Origin of the sequence: Thauera aromatica K172 (assembly GCF_003030465.1) — a bacterium.
Classification (GTDB): Bacteria; Pseudomonadota; Gammaproteobacteria; order Burkholderiales; family Rhodocyclaceae; genus Thauera; species Thauera aromatica.
This window is the reverse complement of sequence record NZ_CP028339.1, coordinates 2,680,720-2,694,216: the sequence shown is the minus strand read 5'-3', so window position 1 is coordinate 2,694,216 and position 13,497 is coordinate 2,680,720. Positions and strand designations below refer to the sequence as shown.

12 protein-coding genes are annotated in these 13,497 nt (G+C 67.3%); 6 read left to right on the top strand and 6 right to left on the bottom strand.

What is annotated here, in order from left to right; translation table 11 throughout:
• Positions 1–6 precede the first annotated feature (6 nt).
• Positions 7–258, bottom strand: a complete 252-nt coding sequence (gene rpsP, locus Tharo_RS12730; RefSeq protein WP_107221536.1) for a 30S ribosomal protein S16 — start codon at positions 256–258, stop codon at positions 7–9.
• Between the two features lie 178 nt (positions 259–436).
• On the opposite strand from rpsP, the gene wrbA reads away from it, so the two are divergent.
• Both wrbA and Tharo_RS12720 read left to right on the top strand, forming a co-directional pair.
• A complete protein-coding gene (wrbA, locus tag Tharo_RS12725) occupies positions 437–1,036 on the top strand; it encodes an NAD(P)H:quinone oxidoreductase (RefSeq protein ID WP_107221535.1) in 600 nt (199 codons plus the stop codon).
• Positions 1,033–1,386 (top strand): DUF2069 domain-containing protein, encoded by a 354-nt coding sequence (locus Tharo_RS12720; protein WP_107221534.1) that lies wholly within the window; start codon positions 1,033–1,035, stop codon positions 1,384–1,386. The genes wrbA and Tharo_RS12720 overlap by 4 nt, the downstream gene beginning before the upstream one ends.
• Before the next feature lie 111 nt (positions 1,387–1,497).
• Here the strand turns inward: Tharo_RS12720 and Tharo_RS12715 are convergent, their stop codons facing one another.
• From Tharo_RS12715 to Tharo_RS12695, 5 genes are all read right to left on the bottom strand, one after another.
• The gene (locus tag Tharo_RS12715) at positions 1,498–3,033 is read right to left on the bottom strand and encodes a 2-isopropylmalate synthase (protein ID WP_107221533.1); all 1,536 of its coding nucleotides are present in this window, start codon (positions 3,031–3,033) and stop codon (positions 1,498–1,500) included.
• Positions 3,030–3,851, bottom strand: coding sequence for a CDP-diacylglycerol--serine O-phosphatidyltransferase (gene pssA, locus Tharo_RS12710; RefSeq protein WP_107222421.1), 822 nt, complete (start codon positions 3,849–3,851; stop codon positions 3,030–3,032). Before pssA ends, Tharo_RS12715 begins: the two co-directional genes overlap by 4 nt.
• A gap of 188 nt (positions 3,852–4,039) precedes the next feature.
• Positions 4,040–5,056: a ketol-acid reductoisomerase gene (ilvC, locus tag Tharo_RS12705; RefSeq protein WP_107221532.1), complete on the bottom strand. Its 1,017-nt coding sequence runs from the start codon at positions 5,054–5,056 to the stop codon at positions 4,040–4,042.
• 45 nt (positions 5,057–5,101) lie between these two features.
• Complete coding sequence (ilvN, locus tag Tharo_RS12700; RefSeq protein WP_107221531.1) at positions 5,102–5,593, bottom strand: acetolactate synthase small subunit; 492 nt, start codon at positions 5,591–5,593, stop codon at positions 5,102–5,104.
• 35 nt (positions 5,594–5,628) lie between these two features.
• On the bottom strand, positions 5,629–7,341 hold the full coding sequence (locus tag Tharo_RS12695; RefSeq protein WP_107221530.1) for an acetolactate synthase 3 catalytic subunit: 1,713 nt from the start codon (positions 7,339–7,341) through the stop codon (positions 5,629–5,631).
• Between the two features lie 144 nt (positions 7,342–7,485).
• On the opposite strand from Tharo_RS12695, the gene Tharo_RS12690 reads away from it, so the two are divergent.
• From Tharo_RS12690 to Tharo_RS12675, 4 genes are all read left to right on the top strand, one after another.
• A complete protein-coding gene (locus tag Tharo_RS12690; RefSeq protein ID WP_107221529.1) occupies positions 7,486–7,983 on the top strand; it encodes an RDD family protein in 498 nt (165 codons plus the stop codon).
• Positions 7,984–8,100: 117 nt separating this feature from the next.
• A complete protein-coding gene (locus tag Tharo_RS12685; RefSeq protein WP_107221528.1) occupies positions 8,101–10,851 on the top strand; it encodes a cation-transporting P-type ATPase in 2,751 nt (916 codons plus the stop codon).
• The gene (locus tag Tharo_RS12680; protein ID WP_107221527.1) at positions 10,851–12,557 is read left to right on the top strand and encodes a cation:proton antiporter; all 1,707 of its coding nucleotides are present in this window, start codon (positions 10,851–10,853) and stop codon (positions 12,555–12,557) included. Before Tharo_RS12685 ends, Tharo_RS12680 begins: the two co-directional genes overlap by 1 nt.
• Positions 12,554–13,450 carry a universal stress protein gene (locus tag Tharo_RS12675; RefSeq protein ID WP_107221526.1) on the top strand — a complete coding sequence of 299 codons (897 nt, stop codon included), beginning with the start codon at positions 12,554–12,556 and terminating at the stop codon, positions 13,448–13,450. The genes Tharo_RS12680 and Tharo_RS12675 overlap by 4 nt, the downstream gene beginning before the upstream one ends.
• Positions 13,451–13,497: the final 47 nt, after the last annotated feature.

Below are 13,497 nucleotides of genomic sequence, written 5' to 3'. Positions count from 1 at the left end.
CGCTGATCAGGCAGCAGCCTTGGCGGCCTGCTTGACCAGGCGGGCGACGGTCGGCGACAGCTGGGCGCCGTTCTGTTCCCAGTAGGTCAGGCGCTCGGTGTTGACCACCAGGCTTTTTTCGGCACCGGAGGCGATCGGGTTGTAATAGCCGACGCGCTCGATGAAGCGGCCGTCGCGGCGATTGCGGGAATCGGCGGCAACGATGTTGAAGAACGGGCGCTTCTTGGCGCCACCACGGGCAAGGCGAATGACGACCATGTGATTTTCCTGATCGGTGAGTGCGAAAAACGGCGGATTATAAGGGAAGGATCGCTTCAGGGCAAGGCGGGTGTGCGTTGGTGAGTGTGTCCCGGCGCCTCTTCGCGTCCTTGTTCGGGGAGGGTGGAAGCTATAATCGGAGCCCGGCCGATTGCGCGCCTCTCTGGGAAATCCGTCCATGCAGGAAATCCTCGTCCTTTATTACAGCCGGCGCGGCTCGGTGCGGGCGCTGGCCGAGCAGATCGCCGCCGGCATCCACGAAGTGCCGGGCGCGGCGGCGCGCGTGCGCACGGTGCCGAAGGTCTCGGCCGTGTGCGAGGCGATGGAGGACGAGATTCCCGCCGAAGGGCCGCCCTACGCCGAGTTGCGGGATCTGGAAGAATGCATCGGTCTGGCGCTCGGAAGCCCGACCCGGTTCGGCAACATGGCCGCACCGCTGAAGTACTTTGTCGATGGCCTGGGCGGAGCTTGGGCCAATGGCGCGCTCGAGGGCAAGCCGGCGTGCGTGTTCACGTCCAGCGGCAGCATGCACGGCGGTCAGGAGACCACTTTGCTGAGCATGATGCTGCCCTTGCTGCACCACGGCATGCTGCTGCTCGGCATCCCGTACAGCGAGCTTGCGCTCGATGCGACGCGCAGCGGGGGCACGCCTTACGGCGCGAGCCACGTCGCCGGGCGCGACGGCCAGGCCGTGCTCAGCCCCGAAGAGCTCGTCCTTGCGCGGGCGCAGGGCCGGCGCCTGGCGGATACGGCGCTGCGCCTGGCGAGGCGGCGATGAGCCCGCAGCGGCTGGCGAGGGTGTCGAGCGTAAGCCTGCTCGCGCTGATCGTGCTGTGCGTGCTGTGGGAGGGCTGGCTGGCGCCGCTGCGTCCGGGCGGCTCGTGGCTGATCCTGAAAGCGCTGCCCCTGCTGGCGGCGGTGTTCGGCATCCTGCGCGGCAGGCGGTATACCTCGCAATGGATGTCGATGCTGGCCTTGCTGTATGTCACCGAAGGCGTGCTGCGGGTCGGCGACCCGGGGGCGGCGGGCGTGCTTGCTGCCTTCGAGATCGTGCTCGCGGCGACGCTGTTCGCCAGCACGACCTTGCATGCGCGCAACACCGCGCCGTCCCGCCTGAAGCGGGATTGAGCGCGCGCTGCATTTGCCGTGGGGGCCGGGCAAGGGCGGACGGCAGCGCACGCGCCGCGCGCGGCCGCCCGGTGCGGCGGACGTGATGCTGGCGGCCGGTGGCAGCGCCGTTCAGACCTGGGGATTGAGCTTTTGCGTACCGGTCTGCAGCTTGTTGAGTGCGTTGAGGTAGGCCTTGGCCGAGGCGACGATGATGTCGGTGTCGGCGCCCTGGCCGTCCATCACGCGACCGTTGCGCGACAGGCGCACGGTGACTTCACCCTGGGCGTCGGTGCCGGTGGTGATCGCGTTCACCGAATAAAGCAGCAGTTCGCTGCTGCTCGCCGCGACCGCCTCTATGGCCTTGAACGCGGCATCGACCGGACCCGAGCCTTCGGCCTGCGTGCGGCGCTCGATGCCGTCGATCGCCAGCGTGATCTCGGCGCGTGGCTTCTCGCCGGTTTCGGAATGGAAGCAGCTCGACACCAGCCGGTAGCGTTCGGTTTCGGGGGTGACCTCCTCGTCGCTCATCAGGGCGTGGAGATCTTCGTCGAAGATCTCGAGTTTCTTGTCGGCGAGTTCCTTGAAGCGGGTGAAGGCGTGGTTGAGGTGCTCTTCGCCGCCGATGTCGATGCCCAGTTCCTGCAGCCGCGCGCGGAAGGCGTTGCGCCCGGAGTGCTTGCCGAGCACGAGCTTGTTGGCACCCCAGCCGACGTCTTCGGCGCGCATGATTTCGTAGGTCTCGCGGTGCTTGAGCACCCCGTCCTGGTGGATGCCGGATTCGTGGGCGAACGCATTGGCGCCGACGATGGCCTTGTTCGGCTGCACCGGGTAGCCGGTGATCTGCGACACCAGCTTGGAGGCGGGCACGATCTGGGTGGTGTCGATGCGGGTGTCGACCGGGAAGACGTCGGCGCGGGTGCGCACCGCCATCACGATCTCCTCGAGCGAGGCGTTGCCGGCGCGCTCGCCGAGGCCGTTGATCGTGCATTCGACCTGGCGCGCGCCGGCGCGCACTGCGGCGAGCGAGTTGGCCACGGCGAGGCCGAGGTCGTTGTGGCAATGCACCGACCACACCACCTGGTCGGCATTGGGGACGCGCTCGATCAGGGTCCGGATCGTCGCTGCGTACTGCTCGGGGACGTTGTAGCCGACGGTGTCGGGAACGTTGATTGTCTTCGCGCCCGCCCGGATCACGGCTTCGAAGATGCGCACGAGGAAGTCGATTTCGGAGCGGCCGGCGTCCTCGGCGGAAAACTCGACGTCGTCGGTGTATTCGCGTGCCCAGCCGATCGCCTTCACCGCCTGCTCGACGACCTGATCGGGCGTCATCCGCAGCTTCTTCTCCATGTGGATCGGGCTGGTGGCGATGAAAGTGTGGATGCGGCCGCGGGCGGCAGGGCGGATGGCTTCGCCCGAGCGCCGGATGTCGTTCTCGTTGGCGCGCGCGAGCGAGCACACGGTGGATTCCCTGACCGCCTCGGCGATGGCGCGCACGGCTTCGAAATCGCCGTTGGAAGCGGCGGCGAAGCCGGCCTCGATGACATCGACGCGCATGCGCTCGAGCTGGCGGGCGATGCGCAGCTTCTCTTCGCGCGTCATCGATGCGCCCGGGCTTTGCTCGCCGTCGCGCAGGGTGGTGTCGAAAATGATCAACGGGTCTTTCATGGCTTGCTCCCGGGGTCGGATGCCGCGTCCGCGCCGGATTCGGCGGACGCATCGTTGTTCTGGGGGGACGGAGGCTCGCTGGTGGCTGCGGCTCCCGCTCGATGTAGACGGCGCTTGCGCCAGCGCAGTGCCCACAGCACGTAGCCCGAACCGGCGTAGATCAGGAACAGCCCGAACAGCACGCCCGGCGGGTAGCTGGAGACGAGGGCGAACGCCAGCACCAGGGCGATCAGCACGATGAAGGGCACGCTCCTGCGCAGGTTGATGTCCTTGCCGCTCCAGAACAGCACGTTGCTGACCATCGAGACCCCGGCGAAGATCGTCAGCGCGCAGGCGTACCAGCGCAGCTCGTCGCCACTGAAGCCGTTGTCGAGGCCGACCCAGACCATGCCGGCGATCAGCGCGGCGGCGGCCGGGCTGGGCAGGCCCTGGAAGTAGCGCCGGTCGACGACGTCGATGTTGGTGTTGAAGCGCGCCAGGCGCAGCGCGGCGCCGGCGCAGTAGATGAAGGCGGCGATCCAGCCCAGCTTGCCCAGGCCCTGCAGCGCCCATTCGTACATCACCAGGGCGGGCGCGGCGCCGAACGACACCATGTCGGACAGCGAGTCGTATTCGGCGCCGAATTCGCTCTGAGTATGGGTGAGGCGGGCGATGCGCCCGTCGAGGCCGTCGAGCACCATGGCGATGAAGATCGCCACTGCGGCGGCCTCGAAGCGGTTGTTCATCGCCTGGACGATGGCGTAGAACCCGGCGAAGAGAGCGGCCGTGGTGAACAGGTTGGGCAGGATGTAGATGCCGCGGCGGCGCTTGTCGAGCATCGGCAGCGGAGTACGGTCGGGATGGCTCACGTTCGGTGTCGCTTCCTGGGATTCCGAGAGATCGATTTTATCCCCGATCGCTCGGGCATTCGTGCCTTGGTGTGGCAGGGAAGGGGCGTGGCCAGCAAAAAGGCCGGTGCCGCAGTGGGCGGCACCGGCCTGTCGCACGGGGCGAGGCGGATTGAAGATCAGTTCTTCGACTTGTCCACCAGGGCCTTGGCCTTGATCCACGGCATCATCTCGCGCAGCTGGCCGCCGACCTGCTCGATCGGGTGTTCGGCGTTGAGGCGACGGCGGGCGGTCATGCTCGGATAGTTGGTCTTGCCTTCGAGAATGAACATCTTGGCGTATTCGCCGGTCTGGATGCGCTTCAGGGCATTGCGCATCGCTTCGCGCGACTGCGCGTTGATGACTTCCGGTCCGGTCACGTACTCGCCGTATTCGGCGTTGTTCGAGATCGAGTAGTTCATGTTGGCGATGCCGCCTTCGTACATCAGGTCGACGATCAGCTTGAGCTCGTGGAGGCACTCGAAGTAGGCCATTTCGGGCGCGTAGCCGGCTTCGGTCAGGGTCTCGAAGCCCATCTTCACCAGCTCGACGGCGCCGCCGCAGAGCACGGCCTGCTCGCCGAAGAGGTCGGTCTCGGTCTCTTCCTTGAAGTTGGTCTCGATGACGCCGCCCTTGGTGCCGCCGTTGGCTGCCGCGTAGGACAGGGCGATGTCCTTGGCCTTGCCGGACTTGTCCTGGTAGACCGCGATCAGGCTGGGCACGCCGCCGCCGCGCAGGTATTCGGAACGCACGGTGTGGCCGGGGCCCTTGGGCGCGACCATGATGACGTCGAGGTCGTCGCGCGGCACGACCTGGTTGTAATGGACGTTGAAGCCGTGGGCGAAGGCCAGCACCGCGCCTTTCTTGATGTTGGGCTCGACTTCGTCCTTGTACACCTGCGGAATATTCTCGTCCGGCAGCAGGATCATGACGACGTCGGCGGTCTTTACCGCCTTGGCGATTTCCTCGACCTTCAGGCCGGCGTTCTTGGCCTTGTCCCAGGAGGCGCCGCCCTTGCGCAGGGCGACGGTGACCTTGACGCCGGAGTCGGACAGGTTCTGGGCGTGGGCGTGGCCCTGCGAGCCGTAACCGACGATGGTGACCTTCTTGCCCTTGATCAGGGAGAGGTCGGCGTCCTTGTCGTAATAAACCTTCATGTCTTTCCTTTTTCGCTTTGCGGTTCGAGGTGGGGAGCGGCGGTTTCAGACCTTGAGCACGCGGTCGCCGCGGCCGATGCCGCAGACGCCGGAGCGCACGGTTTCGAGAATCAGGGCCGGGTCGATGGCACCGAGGAACGCGTCGAGCTTGCTCTGGTTGCCGGTCAGCTCGACAACGTAGGAGGCGTCGGTGACATCGATGATGCGGGCGCGGAAGATGTCGGCGGTGCGCTTCACTTCTTCGCGGTCCTTGCCGGTGGCGCGGATCTTGACCAGCATCAGTTCGCGTTCGATGTGGGCGGCTTCGGAGATGTCGACGACCTTGACGATCTCGACGAGCTTGTTCAGCTGCTTGGTGATCTGCTCGATGATGTCGTCCGAGCCGCTGGTGACGATGGTCATCCGCGACATCGAGAAGTCTTCGGTCGGGGCCACGGTGAGCGACTCGATGTTGTAGCCGCGCGCGGAGAACAGCCCGGAGACGCGCGACAGCGCGCCGGATTCGTTTTCGATCAGGAGGGAAATGACGTGACGCATGATGGTATTCGGTCCCGGATGCGGAGAAGGGGCGCTCAGAGGTCTTCGGCGGAGAGGATCATTTCGGTCAGACCCTTGCCGCCCTGCACCATCGGATAGACGTTCTCGGTGGCGTCGATCTGGAAGTCGAGGAACACCAGCTCGTTCTTGTGGGTGGTGAAGGCCTCGCGCAGCGCGCCCTCGACATCGGCCGGGCGCTCGATGCGCAAGCCGACGTGGCCGTAGGCCGCGGCGAGCTTGGCGAAGTCGGGCAGGGAGTCCATGTAGGATTCGGAGTAGCGGCCGCCGTGGAACAGCTGCTGCCACTGGCGCACCATGCCGAGGTAGCGGTTGTTGAGGTTGCAGATCTTGATCGGCAGGCGGAACTGCTTGCAGGTGGACAGCTCCTGGATGTTCATCTGGATCGAGGCTTCCCCCGTCACGCACGCTACCGGCATGTGCGGGTTGGCGAGCTGGGCGCCCATCGCGTAGGGCATGCCCACTCCCATCGTGCCCAGGCCGCCCGAGTTGAGCCAGCGCCGGGGCTTGTCGAAACCGTAGTACTGCGCCGCCCACATCTGGTGCTGGCCGACGTCGGAGGTGACGATTGCGTCGCCACCGGTGACCTCCCACAGTTTCTGGATCACGAACTGGGGCTTGATGATCTCGTCCGAGTTCTTGAACGCCATGCACTTGCGGCTGCGCCATTCCTCGACCTGCTTCCACCACGCCGCGAGTGCGTCGGGGTTGGGGCGGGCCTCGCCGGCTTCGAGCTGGCGGATCATTTCTTCGAGCACGTCCCTGACGTCGCCGACGATCGGCACGTCCACCCGCACGCGCTTGGAGATCGACGACGGGTCGATGTCGACGTGGATGATCTTGCGCGGTTCTTCGGCGAAGTGCTCGGGGCTGCCGATGACGCGATCGTCGAAGCGGGCGCCGACGGCCAGCAGCACGTCGCTGTAGTGCATCGCCATGTTGGCTTCGAACGTGCCGTGCATGCCGGGCATGCCGAGATACTGGCGGTCGCTGAAAGGGTAGCCGCCCAGGCCCATCAGAGTGTTGGTGATCGGGTAGCCGAGCAGGCGGGTGAGCCGGGTGAGCTGCTCGGCGGCGTTGGCGAGGACCACGCCGCCGCCGGTGTAGATCATCGGCCGCTTGGCCTCGAGCAGCAGCTGAACCGCTTTCTTGATCTGGCCGGAGTGACCCTTCAGTACCGGGTTGTACGAGCGCATCGAGATCTCCTGCGGATACTCGAACTCGCACTTCTGCATCGACACGTCCTTGGGAATGTCGACCAGCACCGGACCGGGACGCCCGGTTTTCGCCAGGTAGAAAGCCTTCTTCATCGTCATGGCGATGTCGCGCACGTCCTTGACGAGGAAGTTGTGCTTCACGCACGGGCGGGTGATGCCCACGGTGTCGACTTCCTGGAAGGCATCCTGGCCGATCGCCGCGGTGGGCACCTGGCCGGAGATGACCACCATCGGGATCGAGTCGCAGTAGGCGGTGGCGATGCCGGTGACGGCGTTGGTCGCGCCCGGACCGGAGGTCACCAGCGCGACGCCGACCTTTTCGGTGCTGCGCGCGAAGCCGTCGGCCGCGTGCACCGCGGCCTGCTCGTGGCGTACCAGCACGTGACGCACCTGATCCTGCTGGAACAGCGCATCGTAAATGAAGAGGACCGAGCCGCCGGGGTATCCGAAGACGTATTCGACCTTTTCTTCCTGCAGGCACCTGATTAGAATTTCGGCTCCGGACAGCACCATCGCAAACTCGCTCGACTATAGGGGTTTGAATAAACACAGAACGTTACCGGCCGCTTGCGGTTTGGTCAAGGCTGGATACTTCCCGTCCCGCTCCCTTCCTTCCACTGCGGCGCCGTTCCGGCGCACGCCTTTGCGGATGATTCGATGACGCACGACAAAGGCCGGGATGCGGTGGCACGCCGGCACTGCCCCGAGCCCGGCACGCGCACCCTGGTCGAGCTCGCCGGCCTGCGCCGCCGTCTCGCCTCGATGCTCTACGAATCGATGCTGATGCTCGGCGTGCTCGCCCTCGTTTTTCTCGTTCCCTACCTGATTCTCGGCATCGGCTTCGGCATCGCGCCACCGGGCGGGCTCGCCTGGCTGCACATCTTCGTCGTGCTGGGAATGTATTTCGTGTGGTACTGGCACCGCCACGGGCAAACGCTGGCGATGCAGACCTGGCGGCTGAAGATCGTCGGCGCCGAAGACGGGCGCGTCGCCGGGGTGGGACGGAGCTGGGCACGTTATGCCCTTGCCTGGCCGTCGGTGCTGCTCGGCGGGGTCGGCCTGCTGTGGGCGCTGGTCGACCGCGACCGCCAGTTCCTGCACGACCGTCTGGCCGGAACCCGGATCGTGCTGCTGCCGCCGCAGCGGCCGTCCTGAGTGCGGCGACGGCAGCGCAGGGGATTGCAGTGGAGCGATGTTAGGATTGCATTCATCATCATCCCGACGAAGGGGCGGACGCATCGCCGGCGCCGCGACCGCACTTCGGCCAAGGCCATGACCACCAGCATCGATGCCGCCGCGGCGGACGAGGACCCTCGGCGCATTTCCCATCACGCGCTGTCGGTTGACGACAGCCTGATCCGGCTCGAGGCGCGCCGCCACGAAGGCCTGAGCGCGGCCGAAGTGCAGGCGCGCCTGGCCGTGCACGGGCGCAACGCCCTGCCGCCGCCGCCCCGGAGCGGTCCGCTGCTGCGCTTCCTGCTGCAGTTCCACAACGTGCTGATCCACGTCCTGTTGGTCGCCGGCGCGATCACGCTGCTGCTCGGCCACCTGGTCGATGCCGGGGTGATTTTCGGCGTCGTCGTCATCAATGCGTTCATCGGCTTCCTCCAGGAGGGCAAGGCCGAACGCGCGCTCGACGCCATCCGCGACATGCTGTCGCCGCGCGCCCAGGTGCTGCGCGACGGCCATCGCCAGGAGATCGACGCCGAGGAGCTGGTGCCGGGCGACATCGTGTTCCTCGCCTCCGGCGACAAGGTGCCGGCCGACTTGCGCCTGATCGAGGTCCGCAGCCTGCGCATCGAGGAGGCGGTGCTTACCGGCGAGTCGCTTGCGGTAACCAAGGCGACGGCCGCGGTCGAGGCCGGGGCGGCACTCGGCGACCGCCGTTCGATGGCCTATTCGGGGACTCTGGTGGCCTATGGCCAGGGGGTCGGTGTGGTCGTGGCTACCGGCACCCGGACCGAAATCGGCCGCATCAGCACGATGCTCGGTGCGGTCCGGACCCTGAGCACGCCGCTGCTGCGCCAGATGGAAGGTTTCAGCCGGGTGCTGACCTGGATCATCCTCGGCGTCGCCGCAGCGGCCTTCGTCTTCGGCATCGCGCTGCGCGGCTACGGCGCGGCCGAAATGTTCCTCGCCGCGGTCGGCCTCGCGGTGGCAGCGATTCCCGAGGGGCTGCCGGCGATCATCACGATCACGCTGGCGATCGGGGTGCAGCGCATGGCGCGGCGGCGGGCGATCATCCGCCGCCTGCCGGCGGTCGAGGCGCTCGGTTCGGTCACCGTGATCTGTTCGGACAAGACCGGGACCCTGACCCGCAACGAAATGGCCGTGCAGCGGGTGCTCACGGGCGATGGCCGGATCGACGTCTCGGGTGCAGGCTATGCGCCGCACGGCGGTTTTGAGCGCGGCGGCCGTGATCTCGAGCCGGCCGAGGCGCCCTTGCTCACCGACATTGGTCGCGTTGCGTTGCTGTGCAACGATGCCGAACTGCGCCTGGACGATGGGGAATGGCGCGTGCTCGGCGACCCGACCGAAGGGGCATTGCTGACGCTTGCGCTGAAGGCCGGTGTCGACCCCAAACTGTGCCGGGAGGAATGGCCTCGCGACGACGTCATTCCCTTCGAATCCGAGCACCGCTTCATGGCCACGCTGCATCACGACCATGCCGGCCGCGCCCGGGTGTTCGTCAAGGGCGCGCCAGAGCGCGTGCTGGCGCTGTGCGTCGACGCCGGTGCGCTCGACGGCGGGGCCCGGCCGCTGGATGTCGGTGCCTGGGAGCGGGCGATGGCCGAGGCCGCCGGGGAAGGCATGCGCCTGCTCGCGCTGGCTGTGCGTAGCGCCGGCGGGCCGCTCGCCGCGCTGAGCTTCGACGACATCGAGCGCGGCGGTTTCACCTTGCTCGCGGTGCTCGGCATCTCCGATCCGCCTCGCGCGGAGGCCGTGCAGGCGGTGGCGAACTGCCTTGCGGCCGGCATCCGGGTGAAGATGATTACCGGCGACCATGCCGCGACGGCACAAGCGATCGGCGAGCAACTCGGCCTTGCGCGGGACGTCCAGACGATCACCGGGGCCGAGATCGAGGCCATGGACGACGCCCGCCTCGCCGAGGTCGTGTGCGACACCGAAATCTTCGCCCGCGCCAGCCCCGAGCACAAGCTGCGCCTGGTCGAGGCGCTGCAGGCGCGCGGCGAGGTGGTGGCGATGACCGGCGATGGCGTCAACGACGCGCCGGCGCTGAAGCGTGCCGACGTCGGCGTGGCGATGGGGCACAAGGGAACCGAGGCGGCCAAGGAGGCGGCCGAGATGGTGCTCGCCGACGACAATTTCGCCTCGGTTGCGGCCGCGGTCGAGGAGGGCCGCATCGTCTATGACAACCTGAAGAAGACGGCCGCCTACATCCTGCCGACCAATATCGGCCAGGCCGGGATCGTCTTCTTCGCCGTGCTGTTCGGCGTGACCATGCCGATCACGCCACCGCAGATCCTGTGGGTGAACATGATCACCGCGGTGACGCTGGCGCTGGCGCTGGCGTTCGAGGACGGCGAGCACGACCTGATGCGCCGCCCGCCGCGCGATCCGGGCGAGCCCCTGCTGACCCGCTTCCTGCTCTGGCGCATCGTGTTCGTCGGCCTGCTCCTGGTCGCCGGCGGGATGGGGGCGTTCCTGTGGGAGCAGGCCCATGGCGCGAGCGTTGCGGCAGCGCGCACCGCAGCGGTGAATGCGGTCCTGGCCGGCGAGGTGTTCTACCTGTTCAACATGCGCAGCTTCACTGCTTCGGTGCTGAACCGGGACGGTTTCTGCGGCAACCGCTACGTGCTCGGGGCGATCGCCCTGCTGGTGCTGTGCCAGATCCTGTTTACCCATCTGCCGGCGATGCAGCGTCTGTTCGGCACCGAGGCGCTCGATCCGGCGGCGTGGCTGCGCATCCTCGCTTTCGGCGTGGCCGTGCTGCTCATCGTCGAGGCCGAGAAGGCCTTGCTGCGCGTTCGCGCCCGGCTTGCGGGCAGGGGCGATCATTGATGGAACAGTTGCTCAGCCACGGGCCGTATGCCGAATTCGCGCTGCTGCTGGCGATCTCGGCGGTGGCCGGGGCGATCGCGGTGCGTCTGCGCCAGCCGGTACTGATCGCCTATATCGTCGTCGGCATCCTGGTCGGGCCGGCGGGGTTCGGTCTGGTCAGGGCGCACGAGCAGGTCGCGCTGCTGGCCGAAATCGGCGTCACCGTGCTGCTGTTCGTGGTCGGCCTCAAGCTCGACCTGCACCATATCCGCCATATCGGCCCGGTGGCGCTGGCGACCGGACTGGGCCAGCTCGGCTTCACCATCGTCTTCGGCTTCGTCCTCATCGTGGCGATGGGCAAGGAGCTGATGGAGGCGCTCTACGTCGCCGTGGCGCTGACCTTCTCGAGCACGATCATCGTCGTCAAGCTGCTGTCGGACAAGCGCGAACTTGACGCCCTGCACGGGCGCATCGCGGTCGGCTTCCTGATCGTGCAGGACGTCGCCGTGGTGCTGGCGATGATGGCGATGAGCACGCTGCGCGGCGCCGGCGAGGCCGCGATCGTCGACGTCGCCGCCTCGCTGGCCTTGCGCCTGGGGGCTGCGGCGATGCTGATGTACGTGCTGATGCGCTCGGTGTTGCCCCGGCTGGTGGATGCGATGGCGCGCTCGCAGGAGCTGCTGCTGATTTTCGCCGTCGCCTGGGGAACCGGGCTCGCCGCGCTGGGGGAGTGGGCCGGGTTCAGCAAGGAGGCCGGCGCCTTTCTCGCCGGTTTCTCGCTGGCGTCCACGAGCTATCGCGAAGCGATGAACGCGCGCCTCACCGGGATCCGCGATTTCATGCTGCTGTTCTTTTTCATCGATCTCGGTGCGAAGCTCGATTTTTCCACCCTGGGTGGCGAGCTGTGGCCGGCGGTGGTGCTGTCCTTGTTCGTGCTGATCGGCAACCCCTTGATCGTGATGGTGATCATGGGCTACATGGGGTACCGCAAGCGCACCGGCTTTCTCGCTGGGCTGACCGTGGCCCAGATCAGCGAGTTCTCGATCGTGTTCGTCGCGATGGGGATCAGCCTCGGTCACGTCGGTGTCGAGGCGCTCGGCCTGACCACCTTGGTGGGGCTGGTGACGATCATGATGTCCACCTACATGATCCTGCTCTCGCACCCGCTCTACGAGCGGCTCGCCCCGTGGCTGGGAGTTTTCGAGCGCAAACGTCCGTTCCGCGAGCTCGCGGTCGAGCGCCCGGGCCGTCCTGCCGGCCAGCCCGACATCATCGTGTTCGGCCTCGGGCGCTACGGCGCGCGCCTGATGCAGCAGCTGCGCGGTGCGGGGATCGAAGTCCTCGGCGTCGATTTCGACCCCGAAACCGTCCGCAGCCTGCGCAAGCGGCGCCTGCCGGTGCGCTTCGGCGACGGCGAGGATCCGGGCTTCCTCGAGACCCTGCCGCTGCGCCATGCGCGCTGGGCGGTCACCACCTTCCCGCAATGGGACTCGAACCGCGCCTTCCTCCACGCCCTCAAGGAAGCGGGGTTCAGCGGGCGGGTGGCCGGGGTGGTGCGGGACGACATCCACGGCGAGGCGCTCGGCGCTGCCGGAGTCGAGCGCGTGCTGAACCCCTTCAACGACGCCGCGGATTATGCCGCGCGCGGCTTTGCCGCCGAGATCGCGTTCGCCAAGGTGCATGGCGAAGGCCCGGCGCCCGATCCCGACCAGGAGACAGAACGATGAATCCGTTGCGGACTTTGCTCGCCGCCACTGACCTTTCCGCGCTCGCCCGCCATGCGGTGATGCGCGCTGCGCTGATCGCTGCCGAATCGGGGGGGCAGCTGTCGCTGCAGCATGTGGTCAGCGTCGGCGCGCTCGATGCGCTGCGCCACCTGCTCGATGCCGGGACGGCCGGCATGCAGCAGCAGCTGCTCGAGGAGGTGCGTGGAGAAGTGCAGGCGCTTGCCGCCGAAGTGGCTGCGCGCCATGGCGTCGCCGCGGCGGTTCGGGTCGATGTGGGGGCGGTGCTGGCGGAAATCGCCAGCCATGCCGATGCGATCGATGCCGATCTGCTCGTGCTCGGCGCCCGTGGCGCCGGCTTCATGCGCGAACTGCTGATCGGCTCCACCACCGAACGTGCGCTGCGCAAGATCAGCCGGCCGCTGCTGGTAGTCAAGCAGATGGCGCACGAGCCCTATCGCAGGGTACTGGTGCCGGTGGATTTTTCGGTGCGTTCGCGCGACGCGCTGCGTGTGGCACAGCGCGTCGCGCCCGCGGCCGAGATCGTGCTGCTGCACGCCTTCGAGGTGCCCTTCGAAGGCAAGCTGCGCTTTGCCGGTGTCGAGGAGCAAGCCCTGTCCGCGCTGCGGGTCAATGCCCGGCGCGAGGCGGGCGCGCAGATGAACGAGCTGGTCGAGCAGGCCGCCCTCGATCCCACCCGGGTGCGCCGGATCGTGCTCCACGGCGAAGCCAGCACCCAGATTCTGGAACAGGAGCAGGCGCAGGATTGCGACCTGATCGTGATCGGCAAGCGCGGCCAGGGCGTGTTCGAGGAAATGCTGCTGGGCAGCGTCACCCGGCACGTCCTCGCCCGCTCCGCGGCCGACGTCCTGGTGGCCGACCGCCGGGCGGGCTGAGCGCTCCTGCCCGTGCGGCCACGCCCGGTTCCTGCCTGCCGCGGGAC

What these genes read in the sequence shown, in the direction of transcription:
- rpsP (WP_107221536.1), bottom strand. Translation starts at nt 258, where the DNA reads ATGGTCGTCATTCGCCTTGCCCGTGGTGGCGCCAAGAAGCGCCCGTTC.
- wrbA (WP_107221535.1), top strand. Translation starts at nt 437, where the DNA reads ATGCAGGAAATCCTCGTCCTTTATTACAGCCGGCGCGGCTCGGTGCGG.
- Tharo_RS12720 (WP_107221534.1), top strand. Translation starts at nt 1,033, where the DNA reads ATGAGCCCGCAGCGGCTGGCGAGGGTGTCGAGCGTAAGCCTGCTCGCG.
- Tharo_RS12715 (WP_107221533.1), bottom strand. Translation starts at nt 3,033, where the DNA reads ATGAAAGACCCGTTGATCATTTTCGACACCACCCTGCGCGACGGCGAG.
- pssA (WP_107222421.1), bottom strand. Translation starts at nt 3,851, where the DNA reads ATGCTCGACAAGCGCCGCCGCGGCATCTACATCCTGCCCAACCTGTTC.
- ilvC (WP_107221532.1), bottom strand. Translation starts at nt 5,056, where the DNA reads ATGAAGGTTTATTACGACAAGGACGCCGACCTCTCCCTGATCAAGGGC.
- ilvN (WP_107221531.1), bottom strand. Translation starts at nt 5,593, where the DNA reads ATGCGTCACGTCATTTCCCTCCTGATCGAAAACGAATCCGGCGCGCTG.
- Tharo_RS12695 (WP_107221530.1), bottom strand. Translation starts at nt 7,341, where the DNA reads ATGGTGCTGTCCGGAGCCGAAATTCTAATCAGGTGCCTGCAGGAAGAA.
- Tharo_RS12690 (WP_107221529.1), top strand. Translation starts at nt 7,486, where the DNA reads ATGACGCACGACAAAGGCCGGGATGCGGTGGCACGCCGGCACTGCCCC.
- Tharo_RS12685 (WP_107221528.1), top strand. Translation starts at nt 8,101, where the DNA reads ATGACCACCAGCATCGATGCCGCCGCGGCGGACGAGGACCCTCGGCGC.
- Tharo_RS12680 (WP_107221527.1), top strand. Translation starts at nt 10,851, where the DNA reads ATGGAACAGTTGCTCAGCCACGGGCCGTATGCCGAATTCGCGCTGCTG.
- Tharo_RS12675 (WP_107221526.1), top strand. Translation starts at nt 12,554, where the DNA reads ATGAATCCGTTGCGGACTTTGCTCGCCGCCACTGACCTTTCCGCGCTC.